18 protein-coding genes and 1 riboswitch are annotated in these 22,473 nt (G+C 57.1%); of the genes, 11 read left to right on the top strand and 7 right to left on the bottom strand.

Going from position 1 to position 22,473, the window contains the following annotated elements; all coding sequences use genetic code 11:
- The first annotated feature begins 55 nt into the window (after positions 1-55).
- The 7 genes from H6815_01920 (at position 56) to H6815_01950 (ending at position 8,577) form a co-directional block, all read left to right on the top strand.
- A complete protein-coding gene (locus H6815_01920; GenBank protein MCB9859186.1) occupies positions 56-1,075 on the top strand; it encodes an NAD-dependent epimerase/dehydratase family protein in 1,020 nt (339 codons plus the stop codon).
- A gap of 27 nt (positions 1,076-1,102) precedes the next feature.
- A complete protein-coding gene (locus H6815_01925; protein MCB9859187.1) occupies positions 1,103-2,338 on the top strand; it encodes an aminotransferase class V-fold PLP-dependent enzyme in 1,236 nt (411 codons plus the stop codon).
- A gap of 24 nt (positions 2,339-2,362) precedes the next feature.
- Complete coding sequence (locus H6815_01930) at positions 2,363-3,700, top strand: glycosyltransferase family 4 protein (protein MCB9859188.1); 1,338 nt, start codon at positions 2,363-2,365, stop codon at positions 3,698-3,700.
- Between the two features lie 15 nt (positions 3,701-3,715).
- Positions 3,716-4,720, top strand: coding sequence for a 16S rRNA (cytosine(1402)-N(4))-methyltransferase RsmH (rsmH, locus tag H6815_01935; protein ID MCB9859189.1), 1,005 nt, complete (start codon positions 3,716-3,718; stop codon positions 4,718-4,720).
- A 264-nt stretch (positions 4,721-4,984) separates the two neighbouring features.
- Positions 4,985-6,004: a LysM peptidoglycan-binding domain-containing protein gene (locus H6815_01940; GenBank protein ID MCB9859190.1), complete on the top strand. Its 1,020-nt coding sequence runs from the start codon at positions 4,985-4,987 to the stop codon at positions 6,002-6,004.
- 42 nt (positions 6,005-6,046) lie between these two features.
- Complete coding sequence (locus H6815_01945; protein ID MCB9859191.1) at positions 6,047-6,412, top strand: hypothetical protein; 366 nt, start codon at positions 6,047-6,049, stop codon at positions 6,410-6,412.
- Positions 6,412-8,577 (top strand): penicillin-binding protein 2, encoded by a 2,166-nt coding sequence (locus tag H6815_01950; protein MCB9859192.1) that lies wholly within the window; start codon positions 6,412-6,414, stop codon positions 8,575-8,577. Before H6815_01945 ends, H6815_01950 begins: the two co-directional genes overlap by 1 nt.
- 6 nt (positions 8,578-8,583) lie before the next feature.
- On the opposite strand, the gene H6815_01955 is transcribed toward H6815_01950, so the two are convergent.
- Together H6815_01955 and H6815_01960 are read right to left on the bottom strand one after the other, a co-directional pair.
- Positions 8,584-9,600: a DUF1570 domain-containing protein gene (locus tag H6815_01955; GenBank protein MCB9859193.1), complete on the bottom strand. Its 1,017-nt coding sequence runs from the start codon at positions 9,598-9,600 to the stop codon at positions 8,584-8,586.
- Positions 9,597-12,818 (bottom strand): valine--tRNA ligase, encoded by a 3,222-nt coding sequence (locus tag H6815_01960; protein MCB9859194.1) that lies wholly within the window; start codon positions 12,816-12,818, stop codon positions 9,597-9,599. Before H6815_01960 ends, H6815_01955 begins: the two co-directional genes overlap by 4 nt.
- A 34-nt stretch (positions 12,819-12,852) precedes the next feature.
- Here H6815_01960 and H6815_01965 point away from each other — a divergent pair, with 34 nt between their 5' ends.
- A complete protein-coding gene (locus H6815_01965; protein ID MCB9859195.1) occupies positions 12,853-13,926 on the top strand; it encodes a hypothetical protein in 1,074 nt (357 codons plus the stop codon).
- A 69-nt stretch (positions 13,927-13,995) separates the two neighbouring features.
- On the opposite strand, the gene H6815_01970 is transcribed toward H6815_01965, so the two are convergent.
- On the bottom strand, positions 13,996-14,649 hold the full coding sequence (locus tag H6815_01970) for a YceI family protein (GenBank protein ID MCB9859196.1): 654 nt from the start codon (positions 14,647-14,649) through the stop codon (positions 13,996-13,998).
- 185 nt (positions 14,650-14,834) lie between these two features.
- Between H6815_01970 and H6815_01975 the strand changes: the two genes are divergently transcribed.
- Positions 14,835-16,085, top strand: a complete 1,251-nt coding sequence (locus tag H6815_01975; GenBank protein ID MCB9859197.1) for an aminotransferase class I/II-fold pyridoxal phosphate-dependent enzyme — start codon at positions 14,835-14,837, stop codon at positions 16,083-16,085.
- Here the strand turns inward: H6815_01975 and H6815_01980 are convergent.
- From H6815_01980 to H6815_01995, 4 genes are all read right to left on the bottom strand, one after another.
- A complete protein-coding gene (locus tag H6815_01980) occupies positions 16,071-16,868 on the bottom strand; it encodes a hypothetical protein (GenBank protein MCB9859198.1) in 798 nt (265 codons plus the stop codon). The genes H6815_01975 and H6815_01980 overlap by 15 nt on opposite strands.
- A 173-nt stretch (positions 16,869-17,041) precedes the next feature.
- Positions 17,042-18,091, bottom strand: a complete 1,050-nt coding sequence (locus H6815_01985) for an aspartate-semialdehyde dehydrogenase (protein MCB9859199.1) — start codon at positions 18,089-18,091, stop codon at positions 17,042-17,044.
- Positions 18,066-19,775, bottom strand: a complete 1,710-nt coding sequence (locus H6815_01990; protein ID MCB9859200.1) for a homoserine dehydrogenase — start codon at positions 19,773-19,775, stop codon at positions 18,066-18,068. Before H6815_01990 ends, H6815_01985 begins: the two co-directional genes overlap by 26 nt.
- Positions 19,757-21,004, bottom strand: coding sequence for an aminotransferase class I/II-fold pyridoxal phosphate-dependent enzyme (locus H6815_01995; protein MCB9859201.1), 1,248 nt, complete (start codon positions 21,002-21,004; stop codon positions 19,757-19,759). The genes H6815_01990 and H6815_01995 overlap by 19 nt, the downstream gene beginning before the upstream one ends.
- Positions 21,005-21,061: 57 nt before the next feature.
- Positions 21,062-21,221, bottom strand: a riboswitch (SAM riboswitch).
- Positions 21,222-21,356: 135 nt separating this feature from the next.
- Here H6815_01995 and H6815_02000 point away from each other — a divergent pair.
- Both H6815_02000 and H6815_02005 read left to right on the top strand, forming a co-directional pair.
- Positions 21,357-21,731 (top strand): hypothetical protein, encoded by a 375-nt coding sequence (locus H6815_02000; protein ID MCB9859202.1) that lies wholly within the window; start codon positions 21,357-21,359, stop codon positions 21,729-21,731.
- Positions 21,715-22,443: a hypothetical protein gene (locus H6815_02005; GenBank protein ID MCB9859203.1), complete on the top strand. Its 729-nt coding sequence runs from the start codon at positions 21,715-21,717 to the stop codon at positions 22,441-22,443. The genes H6815_02000 and H6815_02005 overlap by 17 nt, the downstream gene beginning before the upstream one ends.
- The last annotated feature ends 30 nt before the right edge of the window (positions 22,444-22,473 follow it).

A 22,473-nucleotide genomic window follows, 5' to 3' on the forward strand; every position in this document is an offset into this window, starting at 1 on the left:
TCAAATCGGCTCCGCTTTCTTCTAAAGCCGAGCAATCAAGTGCAAAGAATACTCCATGCCCAACGACCCATCCGAGACACAACTCCCGATCACCATCGACTGGACGCAGGTTCGCGTGGTTGTAACCGGCGCATCGGGCTTTCTTGGACGGAATGTGGTCAACGTGCTGCGAACGCGTGGAGTCCCGGTTAGGCACATCGCAACACCATCGCACCACCAGTACGATCTCACGCAACCCGGTGCTGCATCTGCCATGCTGCGTGAAGCCTTTGCCCATCAGCATGCAAAGCCCGATGTCGTTATCCACTGCGCAGGATTCGTCGGTGGTCTCGGCGCGAATCGCAACTTCCCCGCGCGCATGTTCCACGACAACATGGCGATGGCACTCAATCTCGTCGAGGCGTGCCGCACCGACATGCTCCCGCTACGGAACGGTCGCATCGTGCTTGTCGGCTCTATGGTGACGTACCCGGCAGATGCTCCGGTCCCGTTCCACGAGGACACACTCTGGGAGGGCAAGCCCGAGCAAGGCTCGTTCCCGTATGCTGTCGCAAAGCTCGCGTCGCTTGAACTGCTTCGTGCGTATCACACCCAGCACGGACTTCCCAGCGCATACGTCATACCAACGAATCTCTACGGCCCCGGCGATAACTTTGACCCTGCGACCTCGCACGCTGCTGCAGCGATCATCGAGCGCTGCGTGATCGCTGCGCACAACAACGAACCCACCATCACGAACTGGGGATCAGGAAAACCGACGCGCCAGTTCCTGTACATCGAGGATGCAGCGAAGGGTGTTGTTGCTGCTGCCGAACGTGTGACCGATCAGGCACCAGTACCGATCAACCTTGGTACAGGACAGGAGACATCGCTGAAGGACTTTGTGCAATGCGCGTGCGATGCAGCAGGGTTCACCGGCGACATTCAGTGGGACACCACAAAGCCCGACGGCGTTGCACGCCGCAGCCTCGATCGATCGCGCGCCAAAGCACTTCTCGGCTGGCACGCTGCCACCCCCTTGCACGAGGGCGTTGCAAACACCGTCGCGTGGTATCGTGAAAACATGCTCAACTAGCTCGTTTCCAGACCTACGATGCACGCGATGGTCCGTCTCTACCTTGACAATGCTGCGACATCCTTTCCTAAGCCGCCGGGCGTGTATGAAGCAATGCTGGAGTTTGGCACACATATTGGCTCATCACCTGGACGAGGACACTACGCAGAGGCGAAACAGGGCGCAGCCATACTCGCCGAGACACGATCACTCCTGTGCGATCTGTTCAACGGCGAAGATCCAAATCATGTCATCTTCACACTCAACACCTCGGATGCACTGAACTTAGCGATCAAGGGTATTCTCGGTCACGCAATCCTTTCACGCAAGCGAACCACCCGCCCCGTGCATGCGATTACAACCAGAATGGACCACAACTCGGTCCTGCGACCACTTGCTGCGATGCATTCTCAACACGACGTGCAATGGACGTGCGTGGATGCCGATCCCAAGACCGGTGTGATTGAGCCTGCATCTGTTCGCGACGCAATGTCAGACGACACCGCGCTCGTCGTGATCAACATGGCATCGAACGTCACTGGCACGATTCAGGACGTCGCATCCATCGCTGACATCTGCCGAAAAAGAAACATCCCACTGCTGGTCGATGCAGCGCAAGCCGCAGGGCATCTGCCAATCGACGTGCAGACACTCGGCATTGATCTCCTTGCTGTGCCGGGACATAAGGGACTGCTCGGTCCACAAGGAACAGGCGCGCTCTACATCAGGCCCGGCATCGAGCAGCGCATGACAACCGTGCGCGAGGGCGGCACGGGGAGCAGCTATGAACTGGACGTGCAACCAGACGCGATGCCCGAGCGCTTCGAAGCTGGATCGCACAACACCGTTGGTATCGCGGGCTGGCGCGTTGCGCTGCAGTGGCTCAAACAGAAATCAGTAGAAACACTGAGACTGCATGAAGTTACACTGGGAGAACAGTTGATTCGCGGGTTTGCTGATCTTTCCTGCAATGGACTTCAACTGCTTGGACCTGCCAGGATGGATCTTCGCGTCGGGGTGTTCTCGGTTGTCCATCAATCTATTGCACCAACAACACTTGCACAGCGACTGGAACAGCATCAGGTTCTTGTGCGAAGCGGCATTCACTGCGCACCCCGCGCACACCGCACATTCGGAACACTGGAAAATCCCCGATCGTTGGGTGCAACAAGACTAAGCCTCGGGCCGTACATCACTTCGCACGATATTGAGCGAACGTTGAGTGCGCTTGCCGATAGTGTGGCAACACCGAGAGTGCTCGCAAGTGCGAGTGTGAGTTCCTGACTGAGTGAATGCAAGGGGTATCCCGTGACTCGGCCACGCGTTTGTATTGTGTCGCACGAGTTGATGCCGTTTTATGGTGCGGGTATCGGGGTGCATGCAAATAATCTGGCGCGTGCAATGCGCGATGCCGGGTGTGAGACACATATCGTCACGGGGCCGCATCCTGATCTGAAGATTCGCGATGCGAGCGAGTTGGATGGTATCCATATCCATCCAGTAAACATTGATCGTGCGCGGGCAGTGCTTCAGTCATCGCTTCCGAAGGTTCCGCCCACATGGAACGACATTTATGCGCGCGCTGTTGCAGAAGCGATGCACATTCTGACGCTCGAACAACCATTCGATCTGGTCGAATATCCCGAGTTTGGTGGTGAGGGTGCTCTCATCGGAGCGTGGCGAGCTTTAGGCAAGATCCATGCAACAACACTGGTTGTCCGCTTGCATACTCCTTTGCAGATGTGCATGGAGCTGAATCGCGAGCGCCCAAGCCCAAAGGACCATGTGCCTGTATTCAGGCTGGAGATCCAGTCGATCCTGCTGGCTGATGTTGTGGTCTCCCCTTCTCGGGCGCTCTTAGATCGTGTGCGATCACGCTTTGGATCAAGTGATCGCTGGCCGAAGATCGAGCGTGTTATCCCAAATCCATTTGACGTGGAATCTTTCACCCAGTTGTGCCAGACGAAACAAGTCTTCGAGCAACCAACGATTCTCTACGTTGGTCGGCTCGAATGGCGCAAGGGGGTTGACACGCTGGTTCGTGCGTGGGCTCGTGTCAAGATGCACCACAAGGATGCCCAGCTTGTGATTGTCGGCACAGACACGCACACAGGACCGACGCGTGACAGCTCGTTTCACAGTTCGTCCATGCGAAGCTACTTGAACTCACTTGTCTCTGCAATGAACCTGAACAGCTCAATCCGGTTTCTTGGCGGTGTCGATCGAGCGTCCCTTGGTCCCATGATGCAGAGCGCAGCAGCCTTGTGTCTGCCGTCACGATTCGAAAACTTCCCCACCGTTGTGCTCGAAGCATTGTCAGCTGGAGTGCCTGTTGTCGCATCCGACGCTGGCGGGCAGGCGGAGATCATCGACGAGGACATCACAGGGCTGCTAGCACCTCCAGACAATGATGAACAGCTTGCAAAGGCGCTGATGCATGCGCTGGACACACCGTCGCTTGCAGCCAGCGCTCGATCGCAGGGGCCAGCACGTGTCGCAATACTGTGCGAACCCTCTCAGATTGCCCAGCAAATGCTCCAGCTGATCCCGGAACCAACCGAGGAACTGCGTCCTGAGGACCTTGCGGCTGAAGAAGACCTTGCCCAGATCACAACCAAGGACGATGAAACCAGCGCCAGCGAGTGAAGCTACGCTCCATGTGTGACCAGCAGCGACGCATCATCCCCCTCTCAGTTTGACCATGTCCCAGTACTGCCAAAGACAGTGCTCGACACGCTTGCACCGCAGGTCGGCGAAACGTATGTCGATCTGACAGCAGGACTTGGCGGACACGCGTGCGAGATCGCGCCGCATTTGGGACCAAGTGGAACGATCGTGCTGGTCGACCTTGATGAGAGCAATCTGTCACGCGCAGCACAGCGAGTGCAGGCCAGAGCAATTGCTCCGCACATCGAGACAATCCGAGGAAACTTTGCAGACGCACCTCGTGAGCTTGAAAAGCGCGGGATTGTCGCTGACATGGTGCTTGCCGATCTCGGTTTTTCATCCAGCCAGATGGATGATCCGTCGCGTGGTATGTCGTTCCGGGCTGATGGACCGCTCGACATGCGTCTGGACCGATCGATCCCAGTGACCGCACGCGATCTTGTGATGACCATGGATGATCGTGAGCTTGCGCGGATCTTCAAGCAGTTTGGTGAGGAACCAGGCGCGGGCCAGATCGCGCGAGCAATCGTGGAGCATCGCAAGCACACCCCAATCGAGACAACCCATCAGCTGGCTGCGGTGGTTCGTGACGCACTGAAATCCAGCCGAAAAGGAGCAAAGCCGGGGATTGACCCGGCAACCCGCGTGTTCCAGGCACTGCGCATCGCGGTCAATGACGAACTCGGCTCGCTCGAGAGACTGCTGAAATCGATCGAGCGTGCTGCCGAAATCCGCGCAGCTGGGCCTCACAACCCGCACAGCCGGCCCGCGATACAAACCGCACAGACCGACCCCTGGCTGGCAGCGGGTGCGCGAGTCGGCATTATCAGCTTTCATTCTTTGGAGGATCGACCGGTCAAGCGGTCTATGCGGGCGCTGGTGGAGGCTGATCATGCCTCGTGGATCAACCAGCAACTGTTGCGCCCCGATGAAGAAGAAGTCGCAGCGAACCCCCGATCCAGGTCGGCCAAGCTGCGTGCTGTTCGACTTCGAGGCTGATCGCGCAGATGCTCCGAAACGCCGGAGGTTTGACAGAAGCCATCGGAGAGAACAGAATCACAAGAGGCAGGTCAAGGCGCATCGCCCCGGGCGACGATATGGCCTACTCTGGAGGAGTCTGCGGAGTGGTGTCCGCGGAACAAACCAACTGGTGGTGGTGCAGTTTGAGATCAGGAGTGGATTTGGGACATCCGCTCCGGTGTTGGTCGGTCTGCGCATTGTGCAGACTGAGGCTGGATGGCGTATCACCAGGGGTTTGCACGGATGACAAGCGAACACAAACTGAGTCTGATCATTGGCGTAACCGTTGTGCTGTTGGTCTTTGTGCTTTTGACCGACCACATGTCGAGTGAACGCAACACACCTCTGGCAGCGGTTGGCCAGGAAGACAGTCTCATCACCGACGACCTGCTGCCATCGCAACCGATCCAACTCGTTGACATGACGGGCACCGGGCAGCAGCGCCAGATCGGTGTGCATTACAACGCTCCCACTTCTAACACTCGCGCGCTCTCGGATGCGCATGCGTCAGGTTCGCAGATCCGCAATGAATCGCCGGCAGAGAGCGAAGAGCCCAACGAAAGTGATCGTTCTTCTGCCAGCACAAGGATGTTGGCGACCGCAGGCGAACTTGGTGACCGGTTTGCAGATGCAATCAAGGGGTCACTTGAGAATGCGCAGCCTGCGTCGCAGACAGATCGCGTTGCTCCTCAGGGAGCAAGTGAGGCGGAGCGTCTACTGGTTGCCCCTCCACAGGAAACCAGACAAACCACGCTCGCGCAGCACGATGATCCTGCCATCTTCAGCATGGATCCGAAGAGTCGGTTCCATCCGGCTGGTGAAAAGTCGGCCAACGAGATGGTCGACTGGGAGTTCCGCACCGTTCGCAAGAACGAGAGTCTCTACGCTATTGCTGAGGAGTACTACGGCAATGGCAATGAGTGGCGGCGCATCGCCGAGTTCAACGCGGACAAGGTCAGTCAGAGCGGTTCCGTGAAGCAGGGTGTGAAGTTGCGAGTTCCGTTGGGAACAAATCTGGTGATTGCAAAGGCTGAGCCGAAGCTTGAGCAGCCCGCATCAAAGCCAGTCGACTCCGCAAAGATTGCCGACGCCCATGCTGCGAAGACTCGTGCATACGTTGTAAAAAAGAACGACACGCTCGGACATATCGCACAGCGTGAGCTTGGGAGTGTGCGCTTTACCAAGGTGCTGCTCGAAACAAACGGTCTGAAAAAGAACGATGTGATCGTTGCTGGCATGACCCTGCAGATTCCCATCCAGTAGCAACGTGTGTGTGATACCTGAGAAGATCGGAGAGATGGTCCGATGCACGCCAAGCTCGTCGTGCTGATTGTGTCGATCGCGTGTGGCGCGCTCACGCTACTGGTTGCTCGGCATCTGCGATTGCAGGCCGACCACGAGATGGCAGCTGCACGTCTGCGCATTCTTTCTCTGGATGCCACACTCTGGGATCTGCGAGCCGAAATCGCTGCGAATGTCACTCCCGAGCGCATCGACGAGCTCTCCAAGCGATTTGGCGAGCTTGCACCTATCGTTCCAGAACCCGAGCCGGAATATGACGCCGAACTGATTGACTTTGTTCTGCCATCAATCGACCATGCGGATGCGCCGATCTTCCATCAGATCGACTTCTCGCAACCGGATGATGCGCAACCAGAAGGCGGGCACTGATGACATCGAGGCATGCCCACTCACATGACGGAACCACACTGTTTGAGCAGGTTCCTGGCACGCATGATGATGGCGACATTTCTCATGACAAGCAGGCAGCTTGCATTGATACCCGCATCAACCGCATCTCACGCGTCATTGGAATCGTCTTTGCTGCTGGCCTGATTGCAGTCATCGGGCGCGTTGCCCAGTTGCAGTATCGTCCACCTGCACAGTTGCAAACATTGTCGCTGCAGACGATCTCGGGCCGACCCGTCACAGCTGCGCGCGGCGACATCATTGATCGTCGTGGCAGACTCATCGCGACGACGCGTCTCGGCCACGCAGCGTTTCTTGATCCGACACTCTTGCCAAAGGATGTCGATCCTGTCGTCATGATGCTCGCGGATGCGCTGGACATTGAGCCCGATGCGCTCGGCGAGACAATCCACGAAAAGATCGCAGAAAACATCAGCCGTGGCTGGATCCATCCAGATGATGTTGACAACTCGCGCAGTGCTGATGAGATTCGGCGTGAACTGATCGATGCGGTCAAGTCACAGGTTGGGCTTGGTCGCAGTACAAACGACGAAGCTGCAACCGCTGACTCTCCCCACTTCAACCAGTACATCAGACTGACTGGCGCATTGACACCGGAACAAACAGAGCGGGTTCGCGCGCTGCGAAAAGATATACCGGGGCTTGGCATCGAAACGATTGGCGTGCGTGAGTATCCCACCGGTGATCTGGTTGCGAACATCGTCGGATTGCGCGGTGTCGATATCAACGGCACCGTCGGTATTGAGCGCGTGATGGACAAGAAGTTAACTGGCGCTGACGGTCATGTGCGGTACGTGCGTGATGCTGCCCGCAGGCCGCTATGGATCGCACCGAACGCACTCGAGCGCGCACAGCGCGGATCGACCGTGCGTCTGAGCATCGATGTCGAGATCCAGCGCATCGCCCACGAACATCTTGCTAGCGGTGTTGAGTACGCCGACGCAGCTGGCGGGCGCATCATTGTGCTCGATCCCCATACCGGCGAAGTGCTCGCGATGGACGACGTTGTGCGTGATATTGATGTTGTCGACGAGTTCTGCTGGTCGGACAAACCCGTACCAGGATTCAGACCGACACCATTTGTGCCCGCCCGATACAGACTCATCGAGAAGGACCCACTCCGGGAGTTGCATCCTGCACTGGGACGCAATCGAAACCTCACCGAAACATACGAACCCGGCTCGATCTTTAAGCCCATTGTCTGGGCAATCGTGACTGATCATGGCGGGATGAAACCGGACCAGATGGTTGATGTGTCTAATGGTGTGCGCAAGGGCGACTTCTTCCGCGCAATCAACGACGTCAGCAAGACGCGCAACGAACGTAGCTGGTACGACGTGCTGGTGTACTCATCGAACGTTGGCATGGCGATCGGTGCGCTCGAGCTTGAGTTTACAGAGCTTCGCGACGCGATTCTGAAGTTCGGCATTCGCGAGGAAACCGGCATCGAACTGCCCGGTGAAGTAAAGGGCATGCTCACATCGCGGCGTAACTGGAGCTACTACTCGCAGACCGCTGTGTCATTCGGACAGGAGGTCGGTGTCACACCGATCCAGATGATTCGCGCGTTCTCCGCGTTCGCACGATCGGGTGATCTTGCTGGAACCATCCCGGACATCACGGTGCTGACGACGGACCACGGTGGGTTCCCGACGCAGGGCAAGCGAGCCGTCGGTGCTGACGCAGCGATCCTGACGCGAGGCCCCATGGCTGAAGTCGCAAAGAACATGGAAAAGAAACTTGCGACTCGCCAGAAACTCGACAACGAGCCAGTCGAGACATGGCACTACACCATGTTCGGCAAATCCGGCACAGCAGAAGTTGCGATTGGCGCACCGCCAGAAGGCAAGGTCAAACCCGATGGGTTGGCAAAGGGGTATTACCCGAACCAGTACATCTCCAGTTTTGTCGCAGCCGGACCAGTTGAAGAGCCTCGCATTGTTGTGCTGGTGCTGATCGATGATCCCGGACCGAAGATGGTTAAGGCTGTGCGGTACTACGGGTCTGATGTTGCAGGGCCTGTAGTACGCCGCGTGATGGAAGATACGCTGGCGTATCTTGGAACGATGCCGAACATCATCGAAGAAGCTGAGCCGAAGCAGATCGCCAGTTCTCAGCCCCAGTAAATCGTCTCATCGCACTGGCGATTCGCCCATAACGACATTATTGCGAGCTCCAATGCGCGTGATCTCGCGCGTAAACTCTCTGTATTCCAGGTCGAGAGAGTTAAGATCACGCGCGAGATACGCTTGCAACGTTGTCGATCCACGTCGTGTTGCGCGGGCGATCTCGTACTCGCGTGCATCAAGACGCGCACGGAGCACAAGCTCGTATCTTCCGTTTGCTGCATCCTCAAGCATGGTCGAGAGCGACTTTGCGTACGCACCATCGCGGTACTCGTGCAGAAAGTGGATGAGTGCCCAGACCTGCGCGTAGTAATCGAGTGCGCGACTCTCGGACTGTTTCAGCAGTTCATCGGGCGACTGCGAAAGCAGTGTTGGTAGTGGCGTGAGTTCGTTCGCTTCGACGATCAGACGCAACCGATCGAATCGTTCGAGATTTGCCCACGGGAGAAAACGCGGCTTACCGAGCGTTCCATCGAGACGGAACCCCTCCATATACGTCGCAACACCTTCGTCGAGCCAGATCGGAACCGGGTCAGTAAAAGTAGTCTGGGCGTACTGATGCCAGCCCTCGTGCGACGCGAGCATGAGCGTGTCGTGGAGTCCGATGTCCATGTAGATCGCGATGCCGCCCGCTGAGAATCCGCCGCGACGTATGCCGACAAACGCGGATGCGTCTGATCCGAGATGCTGCGTCGCGAGCAACTTGTACTCGTTCTGCGTGGTTGTAATGAACGTGCGATACTGCGTCTTTGCAATCGGTAGGTTTGCAAGCGCATTTGCGTAGTGCAGCGAAGCGCCGTCAAGAAATGCAGGCAGGTGTTGCACAAGCGGAGATGTTGCGTTCGTGAAGTACAGCTTGTGCGACGCGGTCGCGACCTGTCCGCCGTTGGCATTGATCGCGCGCCACGGCTCGACCGCGTACAACGATGGGCTCGGTGACGAGCGAGCGTCGGGTGCGTGCGACGAGCAGCTGCACAACGCAGTGATACCTGCACACAGGATTGTTGCAGCTGTTCGATTCATCCGAGCTGTTCCATCGCCTGCGTGAGCGTACGTATTTCCTCTCGCGTGCGTTCGAGTTGCTCACGGGTCTGGTTCACCAGATGCTCGGGCGCTTTGTCAACATACCCGGGATTGGACAATCTGCCCGCGAGTGCTTTCTCGCTCTTTGTCAGTTCTTCTATGCGCTTGGCGAACTGTTCTCGCTCAGCGCTTGCATCGACAGCGTCTGACAGATCGGAGAGCGCGTGCTCATCAGAACCGATCACAAGCGGGATCGATCTCGATTTGGGATCAGCTGTTGTGATCTCGCCAATACCAGCAAGCGTACAGAGCGCCCGCGAGAAATCGCCGTCGGCATCCAGCTTCGCTGCAAGCGCTGCGTTTGGATGGAACGTGATCTTCTGACGCGGCTTGACCTGCTGTTCGGCGCGGACCTCACGGATGGCTGACACCAGCGTGCGCAGTTCCTCGAACGTTTGCTCAGCATCATCAGAGATGCACACGTCATCGATCTCGGGCCAGCCCGCGGTGCAGAGCATGCCTCCCTTGCGCGGCGCGGGAAGTGAGACGCCATCGATCTGCCGTGTCTCGACGTGTTTCCACACGCCCCAGATCGTCTCCGTCACAAACGGGATGAGCGGATGGAGCACACGCAGGATCGATTCGAGCGTGTGCGCGAGCACTGCCTGTTGACGAGAGTCTGACTTGAGCGTCGGCTTGATTGCTTCGATGTACCAGTCGCAGAAATCACGCCAGAGAAGGTCGTACGCCACCTGCGAGTAGTGCGCGAACTGATACTCGCTGATCGCGTTGTCGATCTCCTTCACAGCCTTTGCCAGCTTTGACAGCATCCATTTATCGATGAATGACATATCAGCGGGATCGACCGGTGTCTTGTGGGTGGTGCGTTCGACCTCGCCGAGCATCATCATCGCGAACTTTGTCGCGTTCCACAGCTTCGTGCAGAAGTTGCGTGCTGCATCGAACCGCGGAGACGAACACGACGCGAGCGGCATGTCCTCGGTCGGCTTTGCCAGACCTGACACAACGCCATACAGCGTCACCATCTGCTTGCCCGGCTCAAATGGAGAGTCCTGCACAGGCGCGGTAACGCGATGCCCGTTTGGCGTGGTCGTCATCTTCGGCTCGAACATCTTGCCCGTGTGCGGACAGATGATCTCCAGCGGCATGCGCACGTCCTGCGTTTGGGTCGCAATCTGGCACATGGTCAGACGCAGCGCATCGGCACCGTGTGTCTCAACAACATCGAGCGGATCGACGCCATTGCCGAGACTCTTTGACATCTTCTGCCCCTGCCCGTCCTGCACCGTGGGATGGATGAACACATCACGGAACGGGAGCCTGCCGTCACCCGGCTGGGCGTTGTCCATCTCAGCAAGCAGGTACCGGTTGAACATGACCATGCGTGACACCCAGAGCGTGATGATGTCACGCCCGGTCGACAGCACCGACGTCGGATTGAACGCGCGGAGCATCGCCGGGAAGTCTGTGATGCCTGTGTCACGTGCGGCGAGTTCGGCGTCGGGCCAGCCCATCGTGGACATCGGCCAGAGCGCCGACGAGAACCACGTGTCAAGCACGTCGGGATCGCGCTCGAACCCGATCGCTTCCCACTGTGCTGTGTGTACCGTGTCCTCAAGACACAGATACACGTCGATATCTGTTATTGCAAGCGCATCTGCTGCATCAGCGTGATCGACATGATCACCTGTGGCTGCGCTGACAACCTGGATCGATGCGCCCTGGACAGTGCGATTGATCAACGGTTCGACATCTGCAAAGGCAGCAACATCATTTGCTTCGATGCGTTTGTGCCACACCGGGATCTGATGCCCCCACCACAGCTGTCTGGAGATGCACCAGTCGCGCAGGTTCTCATGCCAGGCTGAGTACGAATGGGCATATCTGTCCGGATGGAATGTGAGTCCTTCGTTGTGCAGGGCTCGTTGCGCAGCACCCACCAGCGCATCGTCTGTCACCTTCACGTACCACTGGTCAGACAAGTACGGCTCGACCGGCACATGGCTGCGGTACGAATGTCCCACGGCGTGGGTGTACGGCTTTGACGCTTCGAGCAGGCTCTTCTCTCGGAACCACGCAACGATCGCCTCGCGCGCCTCGTACCGATCCATGTTGAGCAGGTGCGACGCGAATGTTTCAGCCTGTGCGAAGTCTTCCTCGGGCCAGCCGTGCTGGTTCGAGATCGACCCGTTCGGCGCCATCACGTTGATCGCATCGAGACTGTGACGCTGACCGATCTGCCAGTCGTTCGGATCGTGCGCAGGTGTCACCTTCAGGAAACCCGATGCGTACTTCGCTTTGTTGTCGCTCGATTCGGGATCGGGCTTGACCACGTAGTCATCGCCGATGATCGGGATGATGCGGTTAACGATGGGCAGCTTCACGCGCTTGCCAATGAACATTGCGCGCTCCCCATCAGTCGGATTCACAGCAACAGCTGTATCACCGAGCATCGTCTCGGGGCGTGTTGTTGCGACGGTCACATACTCACCAGTGGCGTTGCCCTTGTCATCCACCACCGGATATCGCAGGTACCAGAAGAACCCGTCGACATCAATCATGTCGACCTCATCATCCGCAAGCGCTGTCTGTGTCACCGGATCCCAGTTCACAAGGCGCTTGCCGCGATAGATCAATCCGTCCTTGAACAATCGATAGAACGCCTCGCGCACAGCGCGTGCGCACACAGTGTCCATCGTGAACCGCTGGCGTTTCCAGTCGCATGATGCACCGAGCCTGCGAAGCTGATCCGTGATCTGCCCCTCGTAATCATCCTTGAACGCTTGGACGCGCGCAACAAAGTCCTCGCGTGCGTACTCGGTGCGACGCTTGCCCTCCTCTTGCATCAGGCGTTTCTCAACAACAGTCTGCGTGGCGATACCAGCGTGGTCCGTGCCGGGCATCCACATCGCCTCGTACCCCTTCATGCGATGGGAGCGGACGAGCACGTCCTGCAGGGTGTTGTTCAGCGCGTGGCCGAGGTGGAGCCTCGCTGTGACGTTCGGCGGCGGAATCAGGACAGCGAACGGCTTTGCCTCGCCCGAGACGACGCGATTCGGATCGGCATCGAATGCGCCACAGTCCAGCCAGCGCTGGAAGATACCTTGCTCGTGGTCCGCCGGCCGATACTGTTTCGGGAGTTCCGGCAGCGCACCAGCAGATGTTTGGTGTTCGATAGTGGGCTCTGCGTTCGTCATGAACAACTTTAGGTTGACGCTGGCAGGAGAACACATGCGCATCGCACAGCCAGTCCGTGATTTTCGTTCCCTACACCATCGAGGCGGGTCGACTGTACTGATTGTCATCGTGCTGGTACTACTCGCGGCACTTGTCGGTGGCAGCGTGTATCTGTGGAACACACTCATTGGAACACAGACAAATACCACGCCGGATCACACGCAGGGCACCGGCATCAGCACGCCAGAACATGCTGAGGAGATTCTGGAGAGCGCCCGCGCATACCTGCGGGAGGACCAGCCCGAGAAGGCGCGCGTCCTGCTTGAACTCGCCATTATCGACTATCCTGCCGACCAGGATCTTCGAGTCGCGTACGCGGAGTCACTCCTCGGCGTTCACAAGGAAGAGCAGGCATACGAGCAGTACGTTGAATCGCAGCGGATTGGCCCGAAGCAGGCGTGGATTGAAGCGGCTGCTGGCACGCTCGCGAACAAACTCGGGCAGCCTGATGCCGCCATGCTCCATTACAAAGCTGCGCAGCAACTTGATCCCAACGATCCGAAGCACCCACTTTACCTTGGTCAGTTACAGCGAACCGCAGGACAGCGCACTGAAGCGGAAGCCAGCATGATGATGGTGCTGCGCCTTGACGCTGAAAACGCAATCGCTGCAGGTACACTCGCAGACATGCTGCTCGAAGACAACATGGTTGAGCAAGCACTTCGTCAGATCGCCATTGCACGCAAGGTGGAACCGGACAACGAGGTGTGGAAGCTGATCGAGGCGCGAGGCCTCAATCGGATCAACAAACCAGAACAGGCGTTGTTGCTCCTGCAAACATTCAATGTGAATTTTCTTTTGAAGGAGCATGTGCGCAGGCTGTACGGCGAGGTGTGTGGAAAGCTCAACCGGCCGAAGGACGCAGCGAACCTGTATGCGCGCGCAGTGGAAGTTGATCGGCAAAACACTACGCTCCTGATGGAAACAGCAGCATGGTTCGAGCGTGCTGAAGACTTTGCCCAAGCGCTCGACTTTGCACGTAGTGCCGAACAACTCGGTGCGGAGAACGCAGCACGCATGGTTGACAGATTGAACCAGAAGCTGGCTGATGCTGGAGGCGGCGAATAAAAAACGCGATCCATGCTCTGACGGATCGCGCTGAAGTACTCATTGAACCACTGAATCAATCTGTTATGTTCAGCGGCCTTCGCCTTCCTGCTCAGCGCCCTCGAATGACGCGGTAATGGTGACCGAATCACCAAGCGCGTTGTTAGCAATCCCGTAGTTCATACCAAAGTCTGACCGCTTAATCTCGAACTTCACCTGGAAGCCTGCAATCTTCTTGCCGCGGCTTTCACCAGTGCCGATGAACTCGGCCTCGGCTTCGATGGGCTTTGTCACGCCGAGCATGGTCAGATCACCACGTATCTTCCCTTTGCTGTCAGCGAATGCTGAACCTGACCCTTTGAATGTGATCTCCGGAAACTCCTTTGCAGAAAAGAAGTCGCCACCCTTCAGGTGGTTGTTGCGGCCTTCGTTTCCGGTATTCACGGAATCAGCTTTGATAGAGACCTCAACCGTTGCGACCTGATTGGTTTCCGGCACAGCAACAAATGTCCCCGAGATCCCATTGAACTGTCCCATGAAGTTTGAGACACCGTTGTGACGGATGGAGAACACGAGCGAGCTATGCACGCCATCAACCTTGTAGACAGCCTTGTTGCTGAAATCAGAAACCGATGTTATTTCCATCTTTGGTGCATCTGATATCCCAAAGCCGCTCAGCACCGAAACACCAACGCCAGCTGCGCCAGCAAGAATAAGACCAAGTGCAACCTTCCGAATATCCATGTATGAACTCCTCATGTGCAGCGCGTCGTGCGCTGCGGCCGTGTTCGATGCGTCGTGGTTCCTTTGAGTAACACGTTCGCATTATGTTAGCGCGACATGCGTTCGAATCAACCCTCGGCAGACGAACACACCAATCGTGTCGTTCATTCCCTACGCAACCAGTTCACCCATCTACTCTTCTTTTAATGAGTACAACAAAGATATCCCGCCCGTTCGACACCCGTACCGACGCCACACTCCAGCAACTGGACACCACTGGCCAGTACAAACACCTGCACATGCTTGACTCGCCGATGGACGCTGTCGTGCGCATGCGTCAATCGGACGGGGCATACAGGGACACGCTGTGCTTTTGCTCGAACAACTACCTCGGGCTTGCCAATCACCCTGAGGTTGTGCAGGCGGGCATCGACGGTCTCAAGAAGTACGGCGCAGGCACCGCTTCTGTGCGTTTCATCTGTGGCACCTTTGAGCCTCACGAAACACTCGAACGCACCATAGCGAAGTACATGGGCACGGAATCGAGCTACACGTTCGTGTCATGCTGGACCGCGACGGAAGCCTTCTTCCCAACCGTGAGCGAAGCCGGTGACATCATCATCTCGGACGAACTCAACCACGCGTGCATCATCGACGCGATGCGCCTGACACCCGTCATCAAGAAGGGTGTCCACAAGGCTGTGTTCAAGCACTCTGACATGGGCGACGCGCGCGCGAAGCTGCAAGCTGCTGTGCAGAACCCGGATGTCACTGGTCAAATCTGGGTCATTACCGACGGCGTGTTCTCCATGGAGGGTGATATCGCAAAGCTTCCCGAGCTGCGCGCATTGTGCGATGAGTTCGGCGCGATGCTTGTTGTTGACGACTCACACGGCCACGGTGTAATGGGAACAACCGGGCGCGGTATCCACGAGCACTACAACATGCTGCCCGGTGTGAGCGGATTCGATGCTTCGCGTGGCGCGGTTGATTTTTTCACCGGCACACTCGGCAAGGCGCTCGGCGGCGGTGCTGGCGGGTTTGTTGCTGGATCAAAGCGATGCACGGAACTGCTCATCCAACGGGGCAGACCAACGCTGTTTTCAAATGCGCTCCCCGTCACCGTCGCGTGCAGCGCGAACAAAGCGATCGAGATCCTGATGAACGAGCCGCAGCGGGTGCAGAAGCTCCGCGACAACGTCGCCTACGCGCGCAAGGGCATCAAGTCAGCAGGGTTCGACGTGCTCGAATCCCCCACCGCGATCTGTCCCATCATCGTCGGCGAGACTGCAACAGCCATCTCCATGAGCAAGAAACTGCTCGAAATGGGCGTGTTCGTGATCGGATTCGGGTATCCCGTCGTGCCCGAAGGAGAAGCACGTCTGCGTGTGCAGATATCAGCAGCACACACAACGGAGCATCTTGACGAGTTAGTCGGCGCCCTACGGCGATTGTAATCGATACGGATCCAGTCGATCATCAACAGCATGAATTGAGGCGTAGATACTCTTCAGCCACTTATCATACATAATATCTTCATCAAACCCATCTGAATACATTATCTGCTTGACATCTTCGGAGTACACATCTGAATCATGCAGCCAGTGTGCCATCGCCCTGCATTTTTCCCGAACCTCAACACGAGACGTATCGACAATCTGCTTCACGACGCGACGAATCCGCCTGCAGCTTTCGTCGGAAACTCGCGCTTTGCCGGATGAGCGGATAAGCCAGTTTGCGTGGCCCCTCGCATAGTCAACGCCTCCCATTCCGATCAGAAGGAACGTCCAATCCTCCTGCAGCATCAGATGATTGGAAAGCCTGTACACAGCGAGTATCCGCTCGACAGCCGCTTCCTCGTTACCGAGTCCTTGATGCCTGATCGCATCACAAGCAAGTACTTTTACACATTTTCGAAGTGAACTCGCCACCTCAATTACTCTCTGATGAGCAGGATCATTCTCGTCGTTCATGTCCGCGTGCTCCAATGTGCACACCGGCCTTCGTGTTACTTCGATGAGTTTCTCGATGTCAGGCTGCGCAGCTTCGAAACTGTCGAGAACATCCTGTAGCAACGGCGCATTGGGATAGGGCTGGATAGGGTACTCGTAGATGTTCAGCGGAATCTCGAAGCCGTCGTAGCTGAGTTCCAACCACGCAACATCTCTGCACGAATCGGACAGCTTCGTTGCGATCTCCTTGTACAACCTCGCCGTTTCTTCGCCATCGTCCAAGGGCACAGCATCTTCCTGTCCAGATGGTTGATTGTCCGGCGCAGTGATCTGAGCAGTTGCATATGAAGTCGCTACAAGAGTCTGCAGCAGGAAAACAAAGAGACATTGATATTGATTGAATCGCATCCACCTATTCTATGGGATTTTTCTGCCCTGCGTTTCGCAGATTAATCCTCTGCTTATACATGGGCTGGAGCACCAACAGGCAGGCATTCTGCGATCTGCACCGCGTTGAGGGCCGCTCCCTTGCGGAGCTGATCCCCGCACACCCACAGCGAGAAGCGCCTGCCGTTTGATGTCACGTCCTCACGCACGCGACCAACGAGCACGTCGTCCTGTCCCGTCGCATGAATCGGCGTAGCAAGTGGGTGTGCTACACCATCACAGAATCTGACACCGGGTGCATCCCTCAGCACGTGTTCGATCTCAGCGACTGTTGCTCTGCAATCCGTCTCGATCGTAATGGACTGGCTGTGTGCACGCATCACCGGCACGCGCACGCATGTCGGCACAATCGCAAGATTGTGATGATCCCATATCCTGCGCGACTCTGCAATCATCTTCTCCTCTTCACCGCACAAACCCGTGTCCGGATCAATCGCGGATTCGTGCGGAAACACGTTCCATCCACACGACACAGGAAACACACTCGGCGCGATTACGATTCCGTCGAGTACTGCCCGTGTCTGCGTGCGGAGTTCGTCGATCGCTGCGATCCCAGCTCCGGACACCGCCTGATATGTCGACACAATCACGCTGCGCACGCCGAACGCTCGACGGATCGGCTCGAGCGCTGTCAGCATGATGATCGTCGAGCAGTTTGGATTCGCGATGATGCAGGGCGAATCATTGGCATGCAGCTGATCGGTGTTGATCTCGGGAACGATCAAGGGAACGGCAGAATCAAGACGGAACGCAGACGAGTTGTCGATGACGTACGCACCACGCGCAACAAAGATCGGCGCGAACTCCCGGGCGGTGTCTGCATCCGCACAGAAGAGCGCGACATCACATGATGGCACACTCTCTTCACTCAACGCGCGAATCACAAGTCGATCACTTCCGTACTCGACAGACTCTCCAGCGGATCGGCTCGACCCGAACAAGGTGATCTTTGCTGCTGGAACACCACGCTCGCGCAGGATAGAGATCGCCTCCCGTCCGACCGCACCCGAAGCGCCGACCACAGCAATACGCAGTTGATCAAGCACACACCACCTCCGGTTCATATTCAGTAATATTCGCTGTATTCTGCAGATTTCTGCGAAGCTCAAGCAGGTCTGCCACAACCGCCTGAGCAGTCGGCAGTCTACCTGCTCCCTTCCCGCGCAGCACGATCGACGAACCGTCCGAGTACACAATCTCAACAGCATTCCACGCGCCGGGCAGGTCGTACAGCGCATCGTCCGGGCTCACAGGTGTGAGCAAAACTCCGATGCGTCCGTCGCGATCGAGTGTTGCGACATGCCGCAGCACCACACCATTGTCAGATCTGGACATGCCCGCATCTTTCACTGATTGCTGGCGATCAACACGCACCTCATCAGCACGTACTCCAGCGCATTCCGCAATCACGCGGAGCTTGTCAACAGCGTCCGTGCCATCAAGGTCACGCGATGGATCCGCTTCAGCAAACCCATTACCCTGTGCAAGATCAATCGCTGCATCAAAGCTGATACTATCAGCGATCTGGTTCAGAATGAAGTTGGTCGTGCCGTTGACGACACCTCGAACAGCCTGCACCGATTTCCCTCGCACGTGCTCCAGCACGGGCACAGCACCACCAACAGCACCTGAGCACAATAGTGCAGCACCGGTATTGTCAGCAAGCATCGCCAAAGACTCGCCGAAGTCAGCGATGAGCGCCTTGTTTGCGGTCACGACGTGCGTCCCATTGCGTAATGCTGCAGTAACAGCATCTCTTGCAACGTCGATACCACCGATGACCTCGACAACAACATCCGCATCTGTGTCAGCAGTGACAACGGGATCGCCCGACACAACAATCCCGTTCAATGGTTTGTCAGCGTGTCGATCAGGATTGCGTGCGCACGCTGCAACGACATCAAACTCATCGGGAAGCTGGTTCAGCAGTTCCAGCACGCCGCTGCCCACTGTGCCTAGCCCGAGCAGCGCCACGCGTGTCGGCGCAGCCGCAGCACGTGGAGTTTCAAGCACAGATGCGGCACCGCTCACCACCGTTGGTTGCGTTGCGTTGAACGCGCCGAGCTCGAACGTGATCTCGTGATCACGCGCAAACTGCACCGCTTTGTGCTGGATGATGGAACCGTCGAGTTGCAGCGCATCGTCGCACGAAATCCTCTCAAAGCGTCTCGGCGGAGTGCCCGCGATCGCAGGGTCCCACTCGTAGAGCCCGTCCACGTCCTTGATGAGTCTGCACCGGTCAGTACCGAGTGCATAAGCGAGAAACAACGCTGACTGATCAGACCCGCCACGACCGAGCGTGACCGTCCTCCCCGATTCGTCGATCGCTGCAAATCCTGGCACAACAACAACGCCGTCACGATCCAGAGCGCGTTTGATCAGTGCACCATCAACGCTGACGGGTGTTGCATCGAGCGCATCACCCGTTGCACGGAGCTGGATAGCTCCGGGCGAGAACACTGTCGATGGAATCCCCGCTGCATCAAGACACACGCCGAGCGTTGCTGCGCTGACCGTCTCGCCGGTTGCGATCAGCGCCGCCTTTGTGTGTGGCAATGCGTCGTCGGAGATTGATTCTGCTTTACAAACGAGCGCATCGGTTGCGCCAGCAAATGCTGACACCACAGCGACAACGCGGTATCCATCGCGCCGCCAACGGTATATTTCGTGCACCGCGATGCGCAGACTTGTCTCGTCGATCAGCACGGAACCGCCGAACTTCAGCACGATCAGAGGTGAGCCGGACATGATGCCTCCTCTCGCGCAGACGTACATGCACGCGCTGCCTCAAGTCCGCGGGCAAGATCGGCAATGACAGCATCGGTCGGCTCAAGCCCCACCGACAACCGCAGCAAACCGTCGGTGATGCCCACTTCGAGCCGCTGATCACGAGGCACGTCCGCGTGCGTCATTGATGCCGGGTGTGTGATGAGCGTCTCGACAGACCCGACATGCTCAACCAATGTGCACAGGGTCAGGCTTTCGACAAACGCTCTTCCCGCATCGATCCCACCTTCGACTTCGAACGTCACAACAGCACCGTGCTTGCCGACTGTTCCGAGATGCTGGGCCTCGGCACACTCGCGTGCAGCACCTGTCGCAAGCGATGGGTGGTACACAGCCTTGATGCAAGCCTGCTCGTTCAGCCACTGCGCAACTGTCTCCGCGTTTGCCCCCTGCTGACGGATGCGCAACGGGAGTGTCTTGAGCCCGTTGATGGTCAGCCATGCGTTGAACGGTGTCTGGATCGCGCCCGTGCACTTGCGGATGAACCGGATGCGATCGAGCAGGTGCTGATCGCGTGTCACCAGCGCGCCGCCGAGTGCGACAGAGTGGCCGTCGATGAACTTCGTCGTCGAGTACACGGAGATATCTGCGCCGAGGTCTAACGGCTGCTGGAGCACCGGTGTCTGGAACGTGTTGTCCACCGCCAGCAGCGCGCCGGTAATCCTTGCGATCTGTGCAATCCCGCGGATATCCGTGATATCGAGCGACGGATTCGCGGGCGTTTCAACGAAGATCAGCCTTGTGTTTTCGCGAACGGCTGCGCGAATCTCGTCGAGATCGGTCGAATCAACGAACGTCGATGTGATACCGAGATCGCGAAGCACCTGATCGAGCAAACGCGTCGTGCCGCCATAGACAGACCGGCCGCAGACGACGTGATCGCCCTGCTTCAGGAGCGCGAGAAACAGCGCGGTTTCGGCTGCGAGACCCGTCGCAAAGCACGCAGCGGGGAGCGCATGCTCGAGATCGCCCAGTGCTTTTTCGAGCGTCGCAACCGTCGGATTCGAGACGCGCGAGTACTGGTGCGTCGCAGTCGAGCCGACCGAATCACGCGAGAACGTGGTCGACTGCGTGATGGACGCGACCAATGGCTCGCCATCGAGACCGGTGTGCCCGATCCCCGGGCAGTACTGCTCGGGCGTAAGCGGAGCGGGAGAGAACGAATCGATGTTGGTATTGAGATACCCCATGCTGTGAACTCCTTCACAGCATCGAGAGCATCCAGACATGGGCGTGGACCGCAGCGACCATCGCTGCTCGTTTGACGAATCCGCTGCACAAGAAGGTGCACTCGTTTCGTCCGCATCGTTCCCCACGCCGGGGCTGGCCTCGGCACCGTGGCTGGGGTTTCCAGCTCGGTTGCCGCCCGGAACCGTCAGAGGCGATCCGGGACTCTTGATGCAAGTTGGACAGAGCGTACCCAATATCGGCTGGCACGTCAAGGGGTTCGTTCAACTCCTCAGATCCGCTGATTGTTCTCACCCTAGCGATCTTTGGTATCCTTGGATCTGATGCTGTGATATACACATGCGAGGAGTACCCATGTCTGACTTCACGATTCATGAATCAACAAACTGCTATGCCTGCGGGTACGACCTGCGTAGGCTGAAAGAATCCGGTCGATGCCCTGAGTGTGGTCTCCATATTCGCTTCACGCTTGAATCCCGTTACAGCGAACGAGTTCTTCAGCGTGAAAATGCACAAGCAGAGGAAGATCGCATCCGATGGGAACAACAGATGGCTGATTGGAACACGCAGAATGAAATCAATCAAAAAATCCAGCAACAGTCGCTCGAAGAGGCTGAACGGTACAGCCGTATCCTTGATCGATGGGAGCATTTGCAGGATCGATTTGAAGGTGTAATCGCAAGAATGGAACAACAACTCACTACAGAACGTGATGGATCTGATGTGTAACGACCAGACGCCAACATTCGAGGAATGGGTCGAGTACTGCTTCACGCAGGGATATGCAGACTTCTCCGGGTACAGTGAAGACATCGATACTCCAGCAGCAGATGTGCGAGAAATCAGGTTTCATCGCATCCATGATGAAACCCTGACCGACTATCTGATCAGGTTGTTCGTAGCGCCGGAGTTCATCGCTGACAGATACACAGATGATCAGATTGCAGATGCAACATGGTTTCTCTTTGGTATTGCATCAAGCTACCTCCACCATGTTCGAGAGAGCATCGTCCCAGTTGAAAAGCAGATAACATGCCTCCGCGCTGTTGCTTCGATGTATCTCAATCTGTACGACAAAGTATGCGGCGACAGAGGTCGGTCACCTGATATTGATTTGACTAGCCTCACGGGAAACTACTCACACACCAAGATCGATGGAGCTGTCTACATGATCTGGGATATGGACTGTATATCCAGTCCGTTTACATTCCCAAAGGAGTTTCCCCATCTGGTTGATCCCGGATTTGAAGTGCTTTCGATCATACTACAGGAGTGCAAGCTTAGCACCTGTCACATCAGCGCACTCCACGGGCTTGGACATGAGCACTACAAATACCCCGACCGATGCGAAGCAATTATCGACCAGTTTCTCAGCACACGCCGTATTCCTGAATGGGTGCGGGAGTATGCACTACTAGCGCGAGTTGGAGGTGTTATGTGATCAGAAAGGTGCGAACAATTGAGTACAAAC

The sequence above is a fragment of the Phycisphaeraceae bacterium genome, from assembly GCA_020639155.1.
Classification (GTDB): domain Bacteria; phylum Planctomycetota; class Phycisphaerae; order Phycisphaerales; family UBA1924; genus JACKHF01.

Excerpts from the sequence above, each read along its gene's own strand:
- H6815_01920 (MCB9859186.1), top strand. The coding sequence starts at position 56 with ATGCCCAACGACCCATCCGAGACACAACTCCCGATCACCATCGACTGG.
- H6815_01925 (MCB9859187.1), top strand. The coding sequence starts at position 1,103 with ATGGTCCGTCTCTACCTTGACAATGCTGCGACATCCTTTCCTAAGCCG.
- H6815_01940 (MCB9859190.1), top strand. The coding sequence starts at position 4,985 with ATGACAAGCGAACACAAACTGAGTCTGATCATTGGCGTAACCGTTGTG.
- H6815_01945 (MCB9859191.1), top strand. The coding sequence starts at position 6,047 with ATGCACGCCAAGCTCGTCGTGCTGATTGTGTCGATCGCGTGTGGCGCG.
- H6815_01950 (MCB9859192.1), top strand. The coding sequence starts at position 6,412 with ATGACATCGAGGCATGCCCACTCACATGACGGAACCACACTGTTTGAG.
- H6815_01955 (MCB9859193.1), bottom strand. The coding sequence starts at position 9,600 with ATGAATCGAACAGCTGCAACAATCCTGTGTGCAGGTATCACTGCGTTG.
- H6815_01960 (MCB9859194.1), bottom strand. The coding sequence starts at position 12,818 with ATGACGAACGCAGAGCCCACTATCGAACACCAAACATCTGCTGGTGCG.
- H6815_01965 (MCB9859195.1), top strand. The coding sequence starts at position 12,853 with ATGCGCATCGCACAGCCAGTCCGTGATTTTCGTTCCCTACACCATCGA.
- H6815_01970 (MCB9859196.1), bottom strand. The coding sequence starts at position 14,649 with ATGGATATTCGGAAGGTTGCACTTGGTCTTATTCTTGCTGGCGCAGCT.
- H6815_01975 (MCB9859197.1), top strand. The coding sequence starts at position 14,835 with ATGAGTACAACAAAGATATCCCGCCCGTTCGACACCCGTACCGACGCC.
- H6815_01985 (MCB9859199.1), bottom strand. The coding sequence starts at position 18,091 with ATGAACCGGAGGTGGTGTGTGCTTGATCAACTGCGTATTGCTGTGGTC.
- H6815_01990 (MCB9859200.1), bottom strand. The coding sequence starts at position 19,775 with ATGTCCGGCTCACCTCTGATCGTGCTGAAGTTCGGCGGTTCCGTGCTG.
- H6815_01995 (MCB9859201.1), bottom strand. The coding sequence starts at position 21,004 with ATGGGGTATCTCAATACCAACATCGATTCGTTCTCTCCCGCTCCGCTT.
- H6815_02000 (MCB9859202.1), top strand. The coding sequence starts at position 21,357 with ATGTCTGACTTCACGATTCATGAATCAACAAACTGCTATGCCTGCGGG.
- H6815_02005 (MCB9859203.1), top strand. The coding sequence starts at position 21,715 with ATGGATCTGATGTGTAACGACCAGACGCCAACATTCGAGGAATGGGTC.